The organism is Enterobacter sp. LM3, from assembly GCF_046622475.1.
GTDB classification, from domain to species: Bacteria; Pseudomonadota; Gammaproteobacteria; order Enterobacterales; family Enterobacteriaceae; genus Enterobacter; species Enterobacter cloacae_P.
On sequence record NZ_JBJURN010000020.1, the window covers coordinates 39386 to 59826 of the forward strand.

Sequence of the window (20441 nt, forward strand, 5' to 3'; positions counted from 1 at the left end):
ATAACGGCGGGTGGCGCTACGCTGACCCGCCCTACAACGGTACAGTAGGCCCGGTAAGCGTAGCGCCACCGGGCTTTTTCTGTCTGGAACGTACAATGTTTGGTAACTTAGGCGAAGCAAAAAAATACCTCGGTCAGGCGGCGAAAATGCTGATTGGCATTCCGGACTATGACAACTACGTTGAGCATATGAAGACCAACCATCCGGATAAGCCGTACATGACCTACACCGAATTCTTCCGTGAGCGCCAGGAAGCGCGCTACGGCGGAAGTGGAGAAGGCGGCATCCGTTGCTGCTAAAGGAGAGATCATGACCCCGATTACCGTCACCCTGTTGACCGGTTTCCTCGGCGCAGGCAAAACCACCCTGCTGCGCCACATTCTGAATGCGCAGCATGGCTTCAAAATCGCCGTCATTGAAAACGAGTTCGGCGAAGTCCCGGTGGACGATCAGCTGATTGGCGACCGCGCCACGCAGATCAAAACCCTGACCAACGGCTGCATCTGCTGCACCCGTTCTAACGAATTAGAAGATGCCCTGCTCGACCTGCTCGACAGCCGCGATCGCGGTGATATCGACTTTGACCGCCTGGTGATTGAATGCACCGGCATGGCCGACCCGGGCCCGATTATTCAGACCTTTTTCTCCCATGACATCCTCTGCCAGCGCTATCTGCTGGACGGTGTGATTGCCCTGGTCGATGCGGTTCACGCCGACGAGCAGATGAACCAGTTCACTATCGCCCAGTCACAGGTGGGTTACGCCGACCGCATTCTGCTGACCAAAACCGACGTGGCAGGTGCCAGCGAAAAACTGCGCGAACGTCTGACGCGCATTAACTCACGCGCCCCGATTTACACCGTCACGCACGGCGATATTGACCTGTCTCAGCTGTTTAACACCAACGGCTTTATGCTGGAAGAGAACGTCACCTCAAAACCGCGCTTCCACTTTATGGCGGATAAACAAAACGATGTGTCGTCAATTGTGGTCGAACTGGATTACCCGGTGGATATCAGCGACGTCTCCCGCGTAATGGAAAACCTGCTGCTGTCGTTTGCTGACAAACTGCTGCGCTACAAAGGGATGTTGTGGATCAACAGTGAACCGAACCGCCTGCTGTTCCAGGGCGTGCAGCGTCTGTACAGCGCCGACTGGGACAGACCGTGGGGAGAGGAAACGCCGCGCAGTGTAATGGTGTTTATTGGTATGCAACTGCCGGAAGAAGAGATCCGGGCAGAGTTTGCGGGGCTGAAAAAATAAAATACAGACTCCCTTTTGATTGAGAAAGGGAGTAATTTTTCCGTAACACAAATTTCGTGCAGCCTCCTTTGTGTTTCCCATATTGTCTGTTAAGGTCATTAACAATAATTAAATTATGCTTTGGATGAATATTCACTGAAATATTAATCGAGCGTAAATCTATATTTTTCATGAATTGATAGGCGTAATATGGCAATCGTCATCCCCACAATTAGTAGTTGTAGCGAGAAAATCACGGCCGGCGAGAAAAGACTGGCAAGGCTTCTTGAAGGGGGGCTCAGCGATTTGTGCACATGCTGGTATGATACCCGAATGGGGGAAAAGCAAAATCACCCAGATTTTGTGATATTGACCCCAGACAAAGGCTTGTTATTCATTGAGGTCAAAGACTGGTATATCACAAAAATAAAATCTGCCAACAAAACGCATATTCATTACGAAACCAGGAACGGCGTTGAGCCGTTGAAAAACCCACTCGAACAGGTTCGTCAATATACCTTTCACACCATTGACAGCCTGAAAAAAGATCCTCTGCTTCGCCAACAAGAAGGGGATTATCAGGGAGGTTTTATTATGCCGTATGGATATGGTGTTTATTTTAGCAACATCACCCGAGCCCAGCTTGAAAAGAGTTTTCTACCCGACGAACTAAATGAAATATTGCCCACCAGCCAGGTAATTTGTAAAGATGAGCTCACTGAATTTATGACCAGGGAACAAATCTCTGCCCGGCTCGAATCCCTTCTCAAGCATAACTTCGTTCATCACACAACACCGCAACAGCTTGATCGCATCCGATGGCATCTTTATCCCGATGTACGCATTAACACGTCTGTTACGCAGGGTGTTCTGGATAATTTTACGTTCCATACCCCTGATATAGTTTGCATGATGGACAGGAACCAGGAACAACTCGCCAGAAGCATGGGAGCGGGACACCGGGTTATTCACGGCGTGGCAGGATCCGGCAAAACGCTCATTTTGCACCACCGCTGTATTGAACTTGCCAACAATATTGAAAACACCAAACCGATTCTGGTGATTTGCTACAACATCACGCTGGCCAAAAAACTCAAAGCGCAACTCGAGCAGCACACCCTCAGACTCCCCGTCGAAGTCATCCATTTTCATGCCTGGTGTTATCAGCAATTAAACGCGCATCATCGTATTCCACCAAATAACAAAAACTTTATTGAGCTGATGGAAAATGCACTGACGGTGGCATTTGAAGAGGGGATTATAAAACCGGAGCAATACAGCGCCGTTCTAATCGACGAAGGACACGATTTCAAGCCAGAGTGGTTGAGAATACTCGCCCGTATGCCGGACAACAAAGATAATTCGCTTCTTTTCCTCTACGATGACGCCCAGTCTATCTACCAGAAGAAAAAAGCGCTCGACTTCACACTCTCCAGTGTCGATATCAAGGCCCTCGGCCGCACGACCATCCTGAACACCAATTATCGTAATACCCGGCAAATACTCCATTTCGCCAGCAGCATTGCATTTAATTACCTCAATAATCACATTGAAGAGGCGCTCAAATACCAGCAACCTGATGCCGGAGGATTGTCAGGTAATTACCCGGCACTGGCCAGCTTTGATAATCAGGACCAGGAGATTACTCACGTGCTCGATTGGGTGACAGAGCAGCGGCAGCAAGGTGTTGCATGGTCAGAGATCGCCATACTGTGCCCTTCAACATACAGCCTCTCGGGTATGCTGGGGCCACGTCTCTCGGCACGTAACATCCCTTACCAGATGATTGTCACCAGCGATGATAAAAAGCACTGGTCGCCGCAAAATGATTTCCTTTGCGTGATGCCGTTACCAAGCAGTAAAGGGCTTGAATTCCACTCGGTCGCTATTATGGATGCCGCAAAGGAAAGGGACGAGGAGGATCTGAGTGACGATATCAAGCGCCTGTATGTCGGATTTACCCGCGCGCGCCAGAATCTTCTGGTGACAATGCACGGAACCGGAAGCCTGCGCGATCATCTTGTCGATACCTACGAGCATAGCGCGAAGGCAATTTAGTGAATCTACGCTATTAATCAACACACATTCCCTCTCCCCGGGCTGTACACCAACGAGGAGAGGGTCAGTCCTTACTTCAACGCTTCCGGCAGCGTCACAATCCACAGTTCACTGTCTGACTCCGGCTTCTTCAGCGGCTTCACGCTGAGCGTGGTGGTCACCGGTTTGTCATCCAGCGTCAGAGCCCCCTGGGTATTCACCCGATAATCCTTGAGCTTCTTACCTTCGACCGGGTTTTGCATCGCCACCTTCACGCCAAAGTCGTTATCGTTCGCCACCGCCAGCGTTTTATTGTCAATCAGCGCCAGCCCTTCGGCCTTCTCCTGTTGCCAGCCCAGCGCGCGCAAATCGGTCACCCGCGTTTTACCCGCAAGCGTAATACCGCGCTTCGCCAGCGTCTTCTCATCATCAAATTCCGGGTACTCATCCGGCTTATCGAAAGCGGCTAAATCGCTCGCCTTGCTGAGATCGACCTTGTAGATGAGGTTACGCATCTCTTCGTTTTTACCCTCACCTTGCTCAATCAGCAGGATGTGCTGGTTATCAAGCGCCACGATATCGCCGATTTTGGCATCACTGTTTTTGCTGTAGACCGCACTGTCTATGGGATAGCCGTACATCGCGGTTTTTCCGGTTGCCGGGTCGAAGCTCACCAGACGCGTAAACAGCGCCTGTTTTTTACTCTTACCGTCGATATCCAGCGTGCTTTGTACTGCGGCAATAATACGCCCGTCCGGCATACGGGTGAGGCCTTCAAAGCCCCGGTTCGGTTGACGCCATTTGATAATATTGGGCAAACCACCCGCGACAGATTTTTCCCCCTCCGCCGCCTGCGGCCCGTGGACGGTCAGGATTTTACCTTTGCTGTCGACGTTAATCAGAAACGGGCCATACTCGTCACACAGCCAGTAACCGCCTTTCCCATCCGGCGTAATCCCTTCCGTATCCAGCCCGCGATTGTCGCCCTTCAGCACCTTTAACGTGTCGCTGAACGCCACTTCATTGGTGGAGCCGATCACGCCGCTTTGTAGCGGCAGCCCGTTAATTTCACCTTTATCGTCATGCAGAGGACGGGCATCAATGGCCTCTGCTTTGCCGTTCTGTACGCGAATTGTCATCAGAAGCGGTGCGAAATCCGGTGTCACAAAGATTTTGGCTTCGTTTTTACCCACCTTTGGCGAATCCGCATTCGGGCCGCGATCGGTGACGGTGACAAAGGTCAGGGCATCACCCTGTTTGCCCGTAAACAGCAGGCCGGAACCAATACCAACGGGGAGTCCATTCGGGAACGCACTGGCAAACGCACCGCTGTATTTCACGTGTGTACCTTCGGGAAAACTCACGATATAGCGTTCGGCAGTGGGCTGCGCCGCCAGGGCAGAGGAAGAGAGAACACAACCGATAAATGCGGGAATAATTTTTCTTTTCATAGTGTTAGCATCCATAAAGGGAAGCTAACACCGTAAAGAATAAACGTGTCAGGAAAATGACATTGGATGGAAACATTACCGCTCCCGATGGTGCTGCATCTCCAGTAGCAGCAGCATGGTCAGCGCCTGTGCATAAGGCACGGGTGCAACCGCGATATCGCAGTAATACTGGATATCCCAGCCGAGCATGGTACCGCGCGACGCCTCAAGCACCAGCCCGTCGTCGTCGATACGCGCCATCACGGCGTCGCAGGCGCGCAGAGCATGTGCTCTCACGTCATCGTTCAGGATCCCCATACGCACACCGCGCAGCATTCCATAAGCAATACCGGCTGTTGCTGAAGATTCCTGCGGAGACAACGGGTCGTCGAGCACCGTGTGCCACATGCCGTTCTCCGCCTGCAGTTCGCACAGCGCGCGCACCTGGCGCGCCACAACCTGCGACAGATAACGGCGTACGCTCACGTCAAGATGCTCACCCATCAGTTCAATAAATTCAGGTATGGCAACGGTGATCCACGCGTTCCCGCGCGCCCAGAATACGCCAGCAAAATGGTGCTTATCGATAAACGTCCAGCCGTGATACCACAGACCGCTGACGGGGTCGCTCAGGTAGCGGGTGTGCAGCAAAAACTGGTATCCCGCTTCGTCGATGAGCTGCCGGCGTTCAAGCACAACCCCCGCCACGCCGAGGAACAGACACGTCATAAACAGCGTATCGTCCCACAGTTGCCCGGTGTTGGGCTGCTCCTTCACCACATGCTGGAAACCGCCCTCTTCGGTTTTCGGTAGCTCACGCAGCAACGCATCGGCCCAGTCGTTGACCACGGCGAGCAGATCCTGACGCTGATGGTGCCCGGCCACCAGCGTCAGCGCGATCATCGGCGCAGTGGTATTGATCTGCACCTCCGTCAGACCTTTGCCAATCTGCGCGTCATACCACGCGAGAATGGCACGTTGTAGCGCCGTATCGTTGCGGAAATCAGCAAAGCGCCAGTAACCGTACAGCCCCACGCCCACCTCCCATTCCCACTCCTCGAAATGAATGGCAAATCCGTCCCCCGCGCCCACTTCATCGAGATTTTTCAGGCGACAAAAACCACGTACCACGCGCTCCAGGGTGTTCATTAGCGGCTCGTTGTTCATGCTTTGCCTCCCTTCATCCGCATCTCGCCAAGCCGCCGTTGCCGATCTCCGGTACGTGACGAGGCAATAAAAAGCGCCTCCGGGAACAGCTGTCCGGCAAGATGCTGGGCGGTATGAAACGCAGTAGCATGGCCTGGGTCCCAAAAATCCATCACATCGCAACCCCGTTCGTCGTGCCAGTAGCGATACCCCAGAATGGCCGATTTCACCCTTCGCCACAGCGGTTCAGGGAAACAGGCATTCCGGTGCGCCTGCCAGAGCCGCAGCAGCGTCAGCAGGGAAAACACAGATCCTTCCTCACGTGCGCTCACCCGTTTGAGCAGCCCATACAGCAGGGCATCTGCCTCCGGGCCGTATTCACGCTGCGCCATCAGCGTCAGCAGGCGCTCCGCGTCAGGCTCCGGCGGCACAGATCTTTGGGGAAGTGCCTCACCCTCATGCCACACAACACCCAGCGGCGGTTCACCGAGATAGACCATTTTCAGCGCACAGAGGGTATCGCGCTCAAACAATTCGTCGAGATGGAGAAGCACGCGGTTTTCGCCCTGGCAAAGCGGGAGGCTGACGTCCAGAAACTGCATTTCGTTACGGGTAAAGGGCGTAAAACAGGCCGCCAGTGTACCGGAGCACCACAGACGCACGCCGCCGCAGGTACCGAGACGAAATGCATATTCCCCGCCATGTGGCGCGATAACATCGACCGCCAGCCAGCGCTGAACATGAAACGGTAAAGGGCAAAACGCGGAGAAAGAGACAACGCCGTCTGCATCGCTCGCCGCAATATGATCCAGCGGCCACGCCTGCAACGGGTCGATGCCCCGCCCGGCATAGCGGTGCTGGAATATGCGGCGGCAAAACGACATATCCTGTGCCCTGCGGGCATGGCGGATACGTTCGTCAAACACTTCCCCGGTATAAAATTCCGCAAAACGTTCTTCTTTTGCGGCAGATACGCGAAAACGCGTCAGCGCCCCGCCCTGCGTCAGTTGCCTTTCACCCTGGAACATCGCTTCCTCATCTCACGAATCCATACAAAACACGGATATTTTCAGAGAACGGGATAAACAGAACGAGGGAACATCACCGACGAATATCAGGTTCTGCCTGGTCAATCACAAAGCCGCCAGGCACCGGGGGAACAGCGTGACAGGTATCACACCTGACGGATGGCAGAAAAATCGTGATGCGACAAACGTCACACAAACTCCCCAGTCCGGGATTTTTATGTGATGCCCGTCGACTTACTTAAGCCCTTTCAGCTCCTCGCCCAGGCTATCGGCCAGGGCGCGAACGCGGGATGCATCAAACAAGACGTGTAAGCCGGGGGAGGCATCAGCGTGCTTTGCGCAGTAGTCGTCCATCTCGGCGGCGCTGCGGTACAGCTCCTGAATGTTGATCTGACAAATTTCCCGCATGCTCCAGCTGTTCTCCACTTCACGGGCAAAACGCAGGGTAAAGAAGGCTTTCTGCGCATGTAAAAACAGGAGGCAGTAGAGTGAAAAACCCTGCCACTCCTCCAGCCAGCGCTGTTTGAGCGCCCACGGGAATGCCGCTGTGTCGGCAAAACGCAGCGCCTGTTCACGCAATTCAGCAGACGCCGCCCCCGCATCGTCCTTCTCTTTAGCGATCCGCGAAAGGGAACTGGCAGACGCCTCAACGTCGTGGGCGCTGAAAAAGACCTCGCGCTCCGAACCAGGCAGCCAGTGGTTGCGGTTAAGCTGCCCGAACAGGCTCCACACCGCCTGACCGTAGCTTTCGGGTACCTGGCTGTGACGATGAAAAACGTGATCGCGCACGTAGATAGCCTGGTAAAGCACCTGTCCGGCTCGCTCCAGCAACGCCTGGAACGTCTCAAAAGTCTGCGCATCTGGCCGCCAGCCGTAGCGCTCATCCAGCCAGTGAGTCAGCAGCTGCGCCTGCGTCTGGTGCGTGTCATCACTCGCCAGCATGCGGCTACAGGCCACCAGATTGCATTCACTCAGGGTGCCGATGATCCAGTGGTTATCGACCCCTTCCCAGCTGGCTTTGCACACTGCACCGCGGATCGCCGGGTTGCTGCGACACCACAACAGCCGCCCCTGCAGTTCGTCAATACGCGGGAACGGAAACACGCCCCAGCCCACCTCTTCTCCTACCAGATCGATCTCCGCCCACACTTCACGTTCCTGTACCGCCAGCAGCGCCGGGTTATTCGGGAACGACGGCCAGAACCGTTCAGGCGTCAGCTTGATGGAGACGCTCACGCTTTCCGGCAGCGGGTGAATAGCATCCAGCACGTTAGCCACATCATGATTCCCCGCCGGGAAAACGCGCAGCACCAGGTGTTTATTTTCGTGCTGCATGGCGCGAGACAGGGCGTTAAAACAGCGACTGTAGAGCGCTAAACTACGCTCATCATGCTGCGGCGCTTCCGCGCTTAGCTCCCAGTTCGGACGCGAAACAGGCAGCAGACCGTCCGTATTGGAGATGGCCACCAGCAGGCCATGCAGCGCGGGAATACGCTGGCAAATGAGTGAAACTTTCTCGGCCAGATACCCGCTCCAGAAATCCACGTCAAAGCGCACACCGTGCCCTGGCTCAAACAGATGAGGGTGCGCGAGCAGCAGATCGGTCGGGAAGTTGAACTCTTTCGCCTGCAGGTAAAAACGCAGTCCCTTTTGCTGACACAAAAGACCGAGGCGGTTGAGATACACGCAGCGGGCGCGCTGCTGGCTGGAAAGGCGGTCATTGTACTGATGCGGCGTGTAGCCTTTGGGAGAGACAAGTTTGTCGAACAGATCCACCTGCCCGACAATCACGGTATTGAACGCATGTGCGACGGCGTATTCCACCAGCTCGCAGGCCTTTTCCCAGTTCCAGTAAGCCTGATTATTTAACTCCAGCGCGCGCGTCTGCCACATTCATTCGTTCCTTTTGTCGCCCGGTTGACCGGCCAACAGTGATACCACAGAACGACAAAAAGAGATGTGTCACGTGTTACGGATCACGTAGCGCGTCGCCTCAAAGCGATTGAGGATCAAATGCACCAGAAAGACCATCGTCAGCGTCGCCACCAGCGCAAAGGTCACGGAGGTGATGCGGTACAGATCGCTGAACACCAGATCGCTGTCCGGGTGCATGTTCTGCCCGAACATAATGCCGATGGTGGTAATGCTGGCAAAACCCACGCCTGCCCCAACCTTCTCCATCACGTGTAAGCGTGCGCCAAACGCCAGCCCCATGCCGATAAGCGGCATCATCAGCAACATGTGGCTGCTGTGATCGTAGAGGATGAGCTGCACAACAAGAATATACAGGCAGCCCAGCACCACGCCAACCACGCGCCAGATCGAGCTGATTACCGCGCCACGGTAGTGCATCGGGAACAGGATCAAAATCCCCGCCATCAGTGCTGAAAGAGAGTCGCTCAAATCGCTGAGCTGGAAGACCACAAAAATCAGCGTGGCGACGGTGCCGGAGAGCAATGACTCATGGCGTACGCGGGCGTCATCTTTCTCTATCAGCGGCGGCGGGTTGCGCGGCTCAACGTCCGGCAGCAGGTAGTTCATCAGCGCGCTCAGGCACACGGCCATCACGCTCGCTTCGAGGTTGGAAAACAGCAACGTGTGCCAGTGAGTAGTGGGGTAACTCATAAAGTTGAGCATCACGCTCTGGCACACCACGCCCATCGAACCGAACAGGAACAGCGGCCCCTTGCTCATAAAGCGAAAACGCATCACGTACAGGGCAAATACCACCAGCGTCATGATCAGTGGCCATTGCGACAGATAGCCGATGATCATCACCATTTCGACGCAGTTCAGCAATGCACTGAAGATAAACTGCTTCGCTACATGGCGATTAAACACCGGTACCAGCGACAACAGCATGATGGGGTACACCACATAAAACACGCCGTAGCGGGTGTTGTAAAAACTCGAGATGCTGAGCGCAATCATCCCGGCAAAGACGATGCGCAGGGTCTGGCGAAAGTCGTTTGCCGTGTAGACGATGTTGCCGTGCGGGGTAAACACCCGCGCCAGAGTGCTAATAGACATAATGCAGCAGGCTCACCAGATGGATTTGCATCCCGGAGAAAAAGCGCGCAAACGCCCCTTCGCTGTTGTAGAGCTGCACGGTGGCACGTGCGCCTGTTGGCAGGTGTTTCGGCAGCGCCTCATCCACCGCCACGTGAATACGCATGCGCTGAGCATCACGCACCCAGCGGCTGGAGGTTTCTGGTTCAGACAGTTCACCGTTAACGGCCTCCTGCCCTGCGAGGATCCCCGCGTCGCTGCTGGTCACATGGGCGTGGAACACCTGCCCCGGGAAGGCATCAAACACCACGGCGGCATCGGTCCCCTCGCGGGTATGGCGCAGACTCTTCTCACGAAAATCTGCCACAATATCGGTCTGGTTGTTCACCAGCGCCAGCGAGGCCGAACCGGAGGAGGCGTAAAATCCAGGACTGAGCTGCAGGTTACTGACCGTACCGTCCGCTTGCGCGTAGACCTTCGTCCAGCCGAGGTTCAGCCCGGCTTCATCCAGCGCATTACGGTATTTTTGCAGCGTAACGTTGCGGTGTTCATCCCGCTCGCCGCGCTGGATACGCAGGTTATGAATGTTCGCCTGAATCGAGCTGACGGACTGCTCGCTGCTCTGCCATGTGGTGCGAACTTTATCCAGATCCGCCTGCGAGACGTTTTGCAGGGTGCTCAGCTTCTGGTAGCGGTCAAAGGTCACTTTATCGTTACGCGCCGTCAGTAGCGCCGTTTGCAGGCTGGCCTGTGCGGCGGTAATTTGTGCATCCAGTTGGGCATTGGCAAGACGCGCCTGCGCCAGCGCAATTTGTGCCGCTTCAACCTTGTTGAGAAACGGCGTGTCATCCAGCTCAAACAGCAGATCGCCTTTCTTCACCAGGCTGTTGTTGTGCACATGGACTGCCGCGACATAGCCGGAGACGCGCGCCGATACCGGTGTCACCACGCGCATCACGGTGGAGTCCGGCGTCAGCGGGATCCAGATATCCGCGACGATAAAGTAAACAAACATCAGCAGGAAAGAGGCAATACTCACCCTTACCCAGCGGGCAAACTTTTGTTCAGGAGTCATTATTTTTCGGTCTTGTTATCTTCTTCGCGGATAGTCCGCAAATTGCAGGCAAATTGTTGTAATGTGGCGCTAAAAGCCGCCATCTGTTCCGGCGCGATATTGTGCGATACACGCGCCTGATATGTCTCAATCACCCGGGTAAGCCGTTGCAGGATGGCGTTACCTTCAGGCGTCAGTGTCAACAGCCGGATGCGTTTGTCATAGGGCGATACGGTGCGTAGCAGGTAGCCCCGCGTCTCCAGCAGTGTGAGGGTGCGCATCAGCGGCGGCAGTTCAATGCCCTGCACTTCCGCCAGCTCGCTCACCGAGACGTTATCCCCGAGTTGTTGCAGCTGAACCATCACCGTCCAGCTCGACTGGGTCAACCCGGTATCGAGAATGGCATCGTCGATAACAGCACGCCACTGGCGCACGATCATCGCCATCTGCATACCCATCGGCCTGCGGCTAAACAGTTCGTCTTCACTCATGGGGGAACCCTCTTGCATAACATGATCACGATAATAGTTATCATGGTAACTATCAAGAAACGCGAGGGGAAAGAGCAGGAATTGCTAAAGAAGATCCTCCTTCTCTCTGCGGGGCGAAGGGCATCGGACCGCAGAGAAATTTAGCGACTAAAATGCTTCTTAACGGCACTCCTGCCGGAAGCGGTCACCATCACCTCCCGAAACCCCACCACCCGCTGGATCCACCCTTTGCTTTCAAGATGAATCAGTAACGCCGCACCTGCCTCACCGCCAAGGTGAAACCGCCGTTCACTCCAGTCGAGACAGGCGCAGCAGGCCTTACGGCGCGAATGTGCACTCAGGGAAATGCCGAGCTGCAGAAACTGCTCGCGACCATACAGGGTCAGTGCCGAACCGTCCTCCTCCAGCCAGCCCTCCGCCTGCATATCATCGTAAATCTGTACAGCAACCGCGCCCGCCAGATGGTCATAGCAGGTTCGTGCATCACGCATCGCTTTCGGCGCGGTGGTTTCCGGCGGAGTAATACGGTTCCAGGAGAGTCCCATCATCTGCTCAACCAGCACCGCCACATCGTGCCCCGCCAGGCGATAGTAACGATGCCGCCCCTGTGCAAGACAGGCGATCAACTTCCCCTCCACCAGCCGGGCGAGGTGCCCACTGGCAGTCGAAGGAGCCACATCCGCCACCGCGCTCAGCTCGGTGGCGGTCCACGCCCGTCCGTCCATTAACGCGCAGAGCATTTTCACGCGCGACGCATCGGCCATCGCCGCAGCGACCGCCGCAATGGCCTGCTCCAGTCCCGCATGATTATCGGGAGGTAAGCTCGTTTTTAACATCGACAGCCCACGGTTCAGTGATCTCTGCGGCCAGCTTATCATTATCCGTCAGCAGGATAAGCTGATTTGCATGGTCGCTGTATTGAGTAAGGATAGAGACTCCCTGCCCGGCCAGCACCGCCGCAATCTCACCCAGCTCGCCGGGGCGCTCCTGTTTAAGCTTGCGGATTATCGGCCTGCGCACCGAACGCACCTCAAACCCGGCCTCAAGCAGAATGCGTCCTGCTTTTTCCCCCTCTTCCACCAGGAAATGTGCCTCAACGCCAAATACACCACCGCCTTCCAGCCCCACGCCGCTGCGTCCCAGCAACTGGCCGAATCGCGCCAGTTCGCCTGGCACATCATTGAAAATCACATGAACGTCATACATTCGCGTGACCTCCTGTTTCGAAAGAATATTCCCGCACCATCTGCGCGATGCGTATGCGGTAGTCGCTAAAAATCGACTCTCGCCCCTCAGCCTGTGCGGCCTGGTGAAAGACGTTCTGCTTCCAGTTGCGGATAGCCTCTTCGTCCCGCCACCAGGAGAGGGAGAGGATCTTGCCGTCGTTCGTCAGGCTCTGGAATCGTTCAATATCGATAAACCCGTCAATTTCCGCCAGCAAAGGCTTAAGCTCTGCGGCAAGTTGCAGGTAGCGAGCCTGGCAGGCAGGTTCAACTTTAGCTTCGAAAAGGACTGCGATCATGTTTGTCTCTCCGTTGTGGGTTAGAGAGAGCATGCGGGAAAGAAAAGCGTGATGCTTCGGTGAGGAGCGAAGTATTTTGTCGGTTGACGCTGCGCTTATCCGCCCTACACATTCCCGTCAGTCCGGTAAGCGCAGCGTACAGCGATTACTCCAGATTAGCCTTATTCAGCCCGTAAGCCGCATCCAGCGAGCCAGGCTCCATGCGGGAAGTGATACCCAGACGGTTCCAGGCGTTGATTGCCACGATGGCGAAGTTCAGCTCTGAAATCTCCACGTCCGAGAAATGCTCCGCCACGCTGCGGTACAGTGCATCGCTCACGCCGTGAACGCCGATTTGCGTCAGCGCTTCGGTGAACGCCAGTGCCGCTTTCTCACGAGCGCTGAACAGCGGGGACTCACGCCATGCCGCCAGATGGTACAAACGCAGCTCACGCTCCCCGGCAATTTTGGCCTCTTTCGAGTGCATATCCAGGCAGAAAGTACAGCCATTCAGCTGCGAAACGCGGATGTCGATCAGGTGCTTCAGTGCCGGGTCGATGGAGGTTTTCGCCACTTCCATGCTCAGGTCGGACAGCGCTTTGGCGAGGGCTGGTGTGGCTTTATGGTGATTGACGCGAGTGCTCATTGTCTTTCCTCTTTTGTATGCGGCATATGTCATGCGATGAGGAAAATTTACGCGATTCATGACATAGTAAAAAGATACAAAAAGCGTGAAATGAGGTAGGACATGAAACCCGGCTATCACGAGATTTATACCCGCTATCGCGACAACATTACGCGCGGCGTGCTGAAGCCTGGCGACAAGGTGCCCGCCATTCGCGTCCTGGCGGAAGAGCTGAAGGTAGCACGCAAAACTGTCGAAACGGCGTATGCCATCCTGACGGGCGAAGGGTATCTGGTGAGCCAGGGCGCGCGCGGTACGCGGGTGAACCCGGATCTCCTGTTACCTGTCCGGAACGTGCCCGCAGAACAGGCGACCGGCACGCTGCCGGCATCGCTTATCAGCCAGCGTGAACGGGCCGGTTTTTTGCGCCCGGGGATCCCGTCTCTCGACAGTTTTCCCTATAAAAAATGGCTGCTGCTTTCAGGCCAGGCAACGCGCTCTATGCGCCAGGAGGAGATGCTCAACCCGCCGGTGCTGGGCTGGTATCCGCTGCGCCAGGCCATCGCCCGCTATCTGAACATCTCGCGCGGGCTGTCCTGCACCGCCGAACAGGTGCTGATCACCAGCGGCTACAGCGGCAGCCTGCGCCTGATCCTCGACACCCTCGCCAGCCGTAGCGACAAAGTCGTGTTTGAAGATCCGGGTTATTTTATGGGACAACAGCTGCTCAAACGGATTGTGCCCCGGCTGCACACCGTGCCCGTCGATCATTCGGGTATGGATACGGAGTACCTGCTTCGCCACCACCGCGATGCCCGTTTTGCTATCGTCACGCCCTCGCACCAAAGCCCGCTCGCGGTTACGCTCTCCCTGCCGCGCAAACAGCAGCTTCTCGACTGGGCAAGCCAGAACGAGGCGTGGATCATTGAGGATGATTACGACGGCGAATTTCACTACACCCGCAAGGTGCTGCCGTCGCTGAAAAGCCTCGACCAGCATGACCGGGTGATCTTTATGGGCACCTTCAGCAAAACCATTATGCCGTCACTGCGTATGGGCTACGTGGTGATGCCCACCAGCACAGTGGACGCTTTTACCGACTGCGCGGATATCGTCACCAGCGGCCAGCCGGTGCTGACGCAAAAGATCCTCACCGCTTTTCTCAACGAGGGCCATTTTTTCCGTCATCTCAAGAAGATGCGTGCCCTGTACCAGACCCGCCGTGACTGGATGATCGCCGCGCTCAAAGCGGTATATGGCGACCTGTTCTTTACCGGGCAGAACGACGGCGGGATGCATATCGTGGCGTTTCTGGCGAAAGGCAGTTGCGACAGGGAGATCGCACGTTGCTGGCAAGCGCAGCAGTTACAGGTGAATGCACTCTCCGAGTGGTATCGCGGGTCAGGCAAACGCTACGGGCTGGTGATGGGGTATAACAACGTGCGGAGCTATGAGGAGGCGCTGGCGTTACTGGAAAGGCCGAAACAACACACGCTGGAATTACTACTCTGAAATCAGATAGCTGTCCGGCTGGCTACTGATTGTGATACAGATACAATCTTGACGCTTTTTTTATATTTCTAAGGAAAAGAAAATGAAATCAATTCTGGGATTCGACTATTTATTAACGCCACGCGTGCTGGTCTTTTTCTACTGGATCGCCATGCTGCTTATTTTCGTCGGCGGCATTTACTCCATGTTCACAGAGCATCTGATTACCGGATTTATCGGTATGATCTTCAGCCTGATTGGCTGTCGCGTCATGTTCGAACTGATCATGGTGGCGTTTAAGAATAACGAATATTTGCGCCGCATCGCTGAAAACACATCCGTGAAATCAGTCGAATAATCCTGTCCGTAAGCCCGGTAAGCATAGCGCCACCGGGCGATACCCGCCAAAACTTACACATCATGTCGCGACAGCCCGACATCCCTGAGCTGCTCGTCGCTCATCTGGCTTAAAATCCTGCGGGTACGGTTGATCAGATACCACTGTCTCACCGTTTTCCAGATCCAGACAAACGCGATAAACGGACGTTTTGAACGATTCTCATAGAATTCCATGATGCTCTCCTCACTGTGCCAGTGGGGTTATCATCGTGGAAATCAGCCTGCGCAATACAGACTCAAAAACAACTTTTGTTTAACATACAGATCCGCTAAAACAGTATCTGCATGCCGTTTTTTACGGCAATCTGTACTGGTTTTTAAATCTGTATGGTGAAAACTGAGGATACAGCATGACGCGCTATCAACATCTCGCCAACCTTCTGGCAGAACGCATTGAACAAGGGTTGTATCGCAGCGGTGAGCGTTTACCGTCGGTTCGCACGCTGAGCCAGGAGCACGGCGTGAGCATCAGCACCATACAGCAGGCCTACCAGATCCTCGAAAAGCTGCAGCTGATTACCCCCCAGCCTCGTTCCGGCTATTTTGTCTCTCAACGCAAAGCTCAGCCCCCGGTCCCGGCCATGACGCGCCCGGTGCAGCGCCCCGTAGAGGTCACCCAGTGGGATGAAGTGATGATGCTGCTGGATGCCCGCGCAGACAAAGAGATGATCTCTTTTGGTGGTGGCTCGCCGGATATCTCCCAGCCCAGTATGAAGCCCCTGTGGCGCGAGATGAGCCGCATTGCGCTGCACAATCCGAACGAAATGCTGAGCTATGACGTCCTCGATGGCCGCCTGGAATTGCGCGAGCAGATCGCACGCCTGATGCTGGACGGGGGGTCTACCGTGGCAGCGAACGAAATTGTCATCACCAACGGCTGCCACGGCGCGCTGTCGATTGCCCTGCTTTCGGTCTGTAAACCGGGGGATATCGTGGCAGTCGAATCCCCGTCATTCCACGGTACCATGCAGATGCTGCGCGGGTTTGACATTAAGGCCATTGAAATTCCTACCGATCCTCAAACAGGGATCAGCATTGAGGCGCTAGAGCTGGCGCTGGAGCAGTGGCCAATCAAGGCGGTGATCCTCGTGCCTAACTGCAATAACCCGCTCGGCTTTATCATGCCGGAGGCACGCAAGAAGCAGGTGCTGGCACTGGCCCAGCGTCACGATATCGTCATTGTTGAAGATGATATCTACGGCGAGCTGGCGGCAGAATACCCGCGCCCGCGCACCATTCACTCTATGGACATTGATGGCCGCGTGCTGCTGTGCAGCTCGTTTACCAAAACCGTCGCACCGGGGCTGCGCGTCGGCTGGATTGTGCCAGGCCGTTATTACGACCGGGTGATGCACATGAAATATGCCGCAGGCGGGTTCAACGTGCCGGGCACGCAGATGGCGGTGGCGGCGTTTATCCGTGACGGTCACTACCATCGCCACGTGCGGCGTATGCGCCAGATTTATCAGCAAAATATGGAAACCTATACCTGTTGGGTACGGCAGTATTTCCCGGCAGGGATCTGCGTGACGCGTCCACAAGGAAGCTTTCTGCTGTGGGTGGAGCTGCCGGAGAAGGTCGACATGGTGTGCGTCAGCAAACAGCTGTGTCGCCTGAAGATCCAGGCCGCGGCGGGGTCACTCTTCTCCGCATCCGGGAAATACCGCAACTGCCTGCGGATCAACGTGGCGTTGCCGCCTACCGATAAAAATCGCGATGCGCTGAAGAAGATGGGTGAAGCGATTGTGATTGCAATGGAGGCGTAGGGAGTTTTGCCCGGTAGCCTGTGCCTACCGGGCAAGGGATCATTACTCTTCGAAGAACCAGTAACCCTGGTTAATCAGCCCGGTCAGCTCTTCAACAAACGCCGGGTTATTCAGGGCATCGCCCAGCTCGGTCTGGCCGAGTTCGGTGTAGCGACACAGCGCATCCGCCGCTTTCGCATCAACCGTTTCCAGCTGTTCACTGTTGATAAAGAAGCTGCCGCCAATATTCAGCACGCGCAGACCACTCAGGCGAGTCAGGGTTTCTCCGCCCTGCAGCGCATCCAGCACCTCTTCCGGTGCATACGGCGGTTCGGCGGTGGCGATATCCAGCTCATGACGCGGCGTAGAGACAAAGCTGCCGAACCATTTTGTGAAATCGTCCGGTTTTCTGATCATGTCGATCATCATCTGGCGAATACGATCAAGTTCGTACTGTTCAATACGGCCTGGGTGTTCACGGCAGGTGAGATCCGGATCGCTGTAATGCTCGCCGCCCAGATCGTTTTCCAGCGCGTAATCAGCAAAGCTGCTGATCAGATCGCGGCCGTTTGGCCCACGGAAACCGACGGAGTAGTTCAGCGCGGTTTCATGGGTAAAGCCGTCGTGCGGGAATCCAGGTGGAATGTAGAGGATATCGCCCGGCTCCAGATCTTCGTCGATGATCGGCTCAAACGGGTCAACATGCAGCAACGCCGGGTGTGGACAGAACTGACGCATCGGCAGTTTGTCTCCTACGCGCCAGCGGCGGCTTCCCATCCCCTGAATGATAAACACATCGTACTGATCGATGTGCGGACCCACGCCGCCGCCAGGGACAGAGAAGGAGATCATCAGGTCATCGAGACGCCAGTCCGGCAGCACGCGGAACGGACGTACCAGCTCAGCCGCCGGCATATGCCAGTGGTTCACCGCCTGCGCCAGCAGCGACCAGCCGGTCTCGCCAAGCCCGTCAAAATGCTCAAATGGCCCATTGCTGGCCTGCCACTTGCCGTTGAAATGGCTCACCAGACGGCTATCGACTTCCGGCTCCATCGCCAGACCGGCCAGCTCGTCCGGGGTAATCGGATCGACAAAATTCGGGAAGGCATTTTTCAGCACAACAGGTTGTTTCTGCCAGTATTTTTCAAGAAATTCCGGCCAGTTCAGGTTCAGTTGATACGCCATAGGTAGCACCCGTGAGAAGGTAAACAGGTGTGATTATGAAAGACGCCGTACCGGGCTGCCTTGTCGTGGGTCAAACGGGAATAAAAAGCTGCCGCTTTCAGACTTTCTCATGACACACCATGACAGTTTCACGCTTTATCGTTACCGCCAGGATTTACAGCAGCTTATATCGTTACGTTAAGAGAGTGTGTTTGTCATGAGGCCTGAAATGAGCGATTTCACTGAACTGCCGGTGACGGGCAACGTGAAGACCATCATTGGGGTCTACACGCGCAAGGATAACCCGTCGGTTTTCTCCCCGGTGGCACAGGCACTGCCTGCGGGAAGCCGGGTGACAATCCAGGCCGCCGTGGTGGGTGATGCGGTAGAAGGTAATGCGCACTGGTATCGTATTGATGAGAATACGTTTATCTGGGCGGGAGCCTGTACACGCCTTGATCCGTACCCGGAGTTTCCGGAAAACACCCGTATCAACTGGATGGCGGTGGTGTTTGAGGTGCGTTAGCGCCCGCAGCCGGGCGCTATTGCGAACTTAGTCGAGCTTCAGCTCGTCATAATGGGTAATCATCTTGCCCACGATGCCGTAGTCCAGCGCTTCTGCCGGAGACATCCAGAAGTTGCGGTCGGTATCTTTTTTCACTTTTTCCAGCGGCTGGCCGGTGGCGTCAGCAATCAGCTTGTTTACGCGATCCAGCATGCGGATGATCTCGCGCGCTTCAATTTCGATATCCGTCGCCTGACCACGCACGCCGCCCAGCGGCTGGTGGATCATAAAGCGGGTATTTGGCAGGGAGTAGCGGTGCTCTTTTTTCGCTGCCAGGAAGATGGTGATCCCGGCGCTTGCCACCCAACCGGTACCGATGACGTGTACATCCGGGCGAATAAACTTGATGAAGTCGTGGATGGTGTCGCCCGCTTCCACGTGGCCGCCCTGGCTGTTGATGTACAGCTTGATCGGGTCATTGCTTACGCTTTGCAGCAGGATCATCTGGGTGATGACTTTCTCAGCCAGCTCCTGGTTGATCTCACCGGAGATCACAATCGAACGGGATTCCAGCAGTTTTTGCTGCAGAGCGCCCGCGCCGTGTGTCCCTTCCGCTTTACCTTTATCGTCGCTGTCTTTCAGTGTGTAGTGCATTGTTATTTCCTCAGCATTAGCGCTCAAAACCAGAGTGTAGCCTGTTTTACCTGTTGAAGTCCTCACGCGATACGGCGCTCAGCACACCGCGTATGACAATCAGAACCCGACAGAAAACAAAATTAACACCCGACGTGCCAGTGCTGTCAGGCTCGGTGCTTTTGCTATCTTGCCTGAATACCGTGGTCAGAGCCACGCGCGCAGGATGCTGCAAAATCTCAGCGCGCTCTATCCGGGCATCTGCACACCCGTCGCAGTACCCGAGAGATTTGCGCCGCTGTTCACCTCCGCCGGATATCAGCCGCTGGCGGTTACTCGGTATGAGAGGATTCAGGATCCCTTCTGCGGATAAAAGACCATCCCCGCATACGGTTTCTCCCGACACGCAGCCAGCCGCGCGGCAAGATTGCCGACATGCAGCTCCAGCTTGTGCCCGTCCGGGTCGAGAAAATAGAACGATGCTCCCTCACTTTTGTTCTGCTTCCAGACGGTGACACCCGCCTGCTCCAGCCTGCGCGAGAGCAGCGCAAAATCGTCCTTCGCAACGGTAAACGCGTAATGGGTATAGTCGCTCTCCTGCGGCGGCACGTAACGGCGCACCTCATCGTATGACAGGCACAGCCAGAGATCGCCGCAGGTGAGATACGCCCCGGTATCCCAGCAAGCATGAAGGGTTAAGCCCAGCAGCTCGTGCCAGAAGGTGACACTTTTTTGCAGGTCGCTGACCGCGAGGGTCAGATGGTTGAGAGATTGCAGCATGACGTGCCCTTTTGTTTTTCGCGCCAGTCGTGGTACGGTAATGGAATGAACATAAATCACGCCGTGCTCACCGTAAACCGTTGGTGGCTGCCTTCTTAAAGGCGGCATAGCGTAGTTCACCCTACATTCAGATAGCCGCCGAAAGGCGGCTTTCACACATT

At 55.5% G+C, this 20441-nt stretch carries 22 protein-coding genes; 7 read left to right on the plus strand and 15 right to left on the minus strand.

Annotated elements, in window-relative coordinates; all coding sequences use genetic code 11:
• The first annotated feature begins 95 nt into the window (after positions 1–95).
• The 3 genes from ACJ9N4_RS18035 (at position 96) to ACJ9N4_RS18045 (ending at position 3300) form a co-directional block, all read left to right on the plus strand.
• Positions 96–299: a YbdD/YjiX family protein gene (locus ACJ9N4_RS18035; protein ID WP_058840493.1), complete on the plus strand. Its 204-nt coding sequence runs from the start codon at positions 96–98 to the stop codon at positions 297–299.
• Positions 300–309: 10 nt separating this feature from the next.
• Positions 310–1263, plus strand: a complete 954-nt coding sequence (gene yjiA, locus ACJ9N4_RS18040; protein ID WP_182273610.1) for a GTPase — start codon at positions 310–312, stop codon at positions 1261–1263.
• 189 nt (positions 1264–1452) lie between these two features.
• On the plus strand, positions 1453–3300 hold the full coding sequence (locus ACJ9N4_RS18045; protein ID WP_395121835.1) for a 3'-5' exonuclease: 1848 nt from the start codon (positions 1453–1455) through the stop codon (positions 3298–3300).
• Positions 3301–3371: 71 nt separating this feature from the next.
• Here the strand turns inward: ACJ9N4_RS18045 and ACJ9N4_RS18050 are convergent, their stop codons facing one another.
• From ACJ9N4_RS18050 to ACJ9N4_RS18100, 11 genes are all read right to left on the minus strand, one after another.
• Entirely contained in the window at positions 3372–4730 is a 1359-nt protein-coding gene (locus ACJ9N4_RS18050) for an esterase-like activity of phytase family protein (protein ID WP_182919346.1), read from the minus strand.
• Between the two features lie 75 nt (positions 4731–4805).
• Positions 4806–5876, minus strand: coding sequence for a glycoside hydrolase family 105 protein (locus ACJ9N4_RS18055; RefSeq protein WP_182919345.1), 1071 nt, complete (start codon positions 5874–5876; stop codon positions 4806–4808).
• Positions 5873–6883 carry a hypothetical protein gene (locus tag ACJ9N4_RS18060; RefSeq protein ID WP_182919344.1) on the minus strand — a complete coding sequence of 337 codons (1011 nt, stop codon included), beginning with the start codon at positions 6881–6883 and terminating at the stop codon, positions 5873–5875. The genes ACJ9N4_RS18055 and ACJ9N4_RS18060 overlap by 4 nt, the downstream gene beginning before the upstream one ends.
• Before the next feature lie 234 nt (positions 6884–7117).
• Positions 7118–8776: a hypothetical protein gene (locus ACJ9N4_RS18065; protein WP_182919343.1), complete on the minus strand. Its 1659-nt coding sequence runs from the start codon at positions 8774–8776 to the stop codon at positions 7118–7120.
• A 69-nt stretch (positions 8777–8845) separates the two neighbouring features.
• Complete coding sequence (locus ACJ9N4_RS18070) at positions 8846–9913, minus strand: DUF2955 domain-containing protein (RefSeq protein ID WP_182273614.1); 1068 nt, start codon at positions 9911–9913, stop codon at positions 8846–8848.
• On the minus strand, positions 9903–10970 hold the full coding sequence (locus tag ACJ9N4_RS18075) for an HlyD family secretion protein (protein ID WP_411500698.1): 1068 nt from the start codon (positions 10968–10970) through the stop codon (positions 9903–9905). Before ACJ9N4_RS18075 ends, ACJ9N4_RS18070 begins: the two co-directional genes overlap by 11 nt.
• On the minus strand, positions 10967–11437 hold the full coding sequence (locus ACJ9N4_RS18080) for a MarR family winged helix-turn-helix transcriptional regulator (RefSeq protein WP_182273615.1): 471 nt from the start codon (positions 11435–11437) through the stop codon (positions 10967–10969). The genes ACJ9N4_RS18075 and ACJ9N4_RS18080 overlap by 4 nt, the downstream gene beginning before the upstream one ends.
• Positions 11438–11577: 140 nt before the next feature.
• Complete coding sequence (locus ACJ9N4_RS18085) at positions 11578–12273, minus strand: ArsR/SmtB family transcription factor (protein ID WP_182919342.1); 696 nt, start codon at positions 12271–12273, stop codon at positions 11578–11580.
• Positions 12245–12643 (minus strand): amino acid-binding protein, encoded by a 399-nt coding sequence (locus ACJ9N4_RS18090; RefSeq protein WP_182273617.1) that lies wholly within the window; start codon positions 12641–12643, stop codon positions 12245–12247. Before ACJ9N4_RS18090 ends, ACJ9N4_RS18085 begins: the two co-directional genes overlap by 29 nt.
• On the minus strand, positions 12636–12959 hold the full coding sequence (locus ACJ9N4_RS18095; protein WP_182273618.1) for an antibiotic biosynthesis monooxygenase family protein: 324 nt from the start codon (positions 12957–12959) through the stop codon (positions 12636–12638). The genes ACJ9N4_RS18090 and ACJ9N4_RS18095 overlap by 8 nt, the downstream gene beginning before the upstream one ends.
• A gap of 145 nt (positions 12960–13104) precedes the next feature.
• A complete protein-coding gene (locus ACJ9N4_RS18100; protein ID WP_182273619.1) occupies positions 13105–13584 on the minus strand; it encodes a carboxymuconolactone decarboxylase family protein in 480 nt (159 codons plus the stop codon).
• Between the two features lie 102 nt (positions 13585–13686).
• Between ACJ9N4_RS18100 and ACJ9N4_RS18105 the strand changes: the two genes are divergently transcribed.
• Both ACJ9N4_RS18105 and ACJ9N4_RS18110 read left to right on the plus strand, forming a co-directional pair.
• The gene (locus tag ACJ9N4_RS18105) at positions 13687–15075 is read left to right on the plus strand and encodes a PLP-dependent aminotransferase family protein (RefSeq protein WP_182273620.1); all 1389 of its coding nucleotides are present in this window, start codon (positions 13687–13689) and stop codon (positions 15073–15075) included.
• A gap of 82 nt (positions 15076–15157) precedes the next feature.
• On the plus strand, positions 15158–15412 hold the full coding sequence (locus tag ACJ9N4_RS18110) for a DUF4282 domain-containing protein (protein WP_182273621.1): 255 nt from the start codon (positions 15158–15160) through the stop codon (positions 15410–15412).
• Positions 15413–15465: 53 nt separating this feature from the next.
• On the opposite strand, the gene ACJ9N4_RS18115 is transcribed toward ACJ9N4_RS18110, so the two are convergent.
• Positions 15466–15627 carry a DUF1127 domain-containing protein gene (locus ACJ9N4_RS18115; RefSeq protein WP_182273622.1) on the minus strand — a complete coding sequence of 54 codons (162 nt, stop codon included), beginning with the start codon at positions 15625–15627 and terminating at the stop codon, positions 15466–15468.
• 176 nt (positions 15628–15803) lie between these two features.
• Here ACJ9N4_RS18115 and ACJ9N4_RS18120 point away from each other — a divergent pair, with 176 nt between their 5' ends.
• Complete coding sequence (locus tag ACJ9N4_RS18120; protein WP_182273623.1) at positions 15804–17219, plus strand: PLP-dependent aminotransferase family protein; 1416 nt, start codon at positions 15804–15806, stop codon at positions 17217–17219.
• A 42-nt stretch (positions 17220–17261) separates the two neighbouring features.
• Here ACJ9N4_RS18120 and ACJ9N4_RS18125 read toward each other — a convergent pair whose 3' ends face one another.
• Positions 17262–18383 carry a cupin domain-containing protein gene (locus ACJ9N4_RS18125; RefSeq protein ID WP_182273624.1) on the minus strand — a complete coding sequence of 374 codons (1122 nt, stop codon included), beginning with the start codon at positions 18381–18383 and terminating at the stop codon, positions 17262–17264.
• Between the two features lie 208 nt (positions 18384–18591).
• Between ACJ9N4_RS18125 and ACJ9N4_RS18130 the strand changes: the two genes are divergently transcribed.
• A complete protein-coding gene (locus ACJ9N4_RS18130; protein WP_182273625.1) occupies positions 18592–18888 on the plus strand; it encodes an SH3 domain-containing protein in 297 nt (98 codons plus the stop codon).
• A 27-nt stretch (positions 18889–18915) separates the two neighbouring features.
• Here ACJ9N4_RS18130 and ACJ9N4_RS18135 read toward each other — a convergent pair whose 3' ends face one another.
• Positions 18916–19521 carry an ATP-dependent Clp protease proteolytic subunit gene (locus ACJ9N4_RS18135; protein ID WP_182919341.1) on the minus strand — a complete coding sequence of 202 codons (606 nt, stop codon included), beginning with the start codon at positions 19519–19521 and terminating at the stop codon, positions 18916–18918.
• A 330-nt stretch (positions 19522–19851) separates the two neighbouring features.
• On the minus strand, positions 19852–20280 hold the full coding sequence (gene fosA / locus ACJ9N4_RS18140) for a FosA/FosA2 family fosfomycin resistance glutathione transferase (protein WP_182919996.1): 429 nt from the start codon (positions 20278–20280) through the stop codon (positions 19852–19854).
• Positions 20281–20441: the final 161 nt, after the last annotated feature.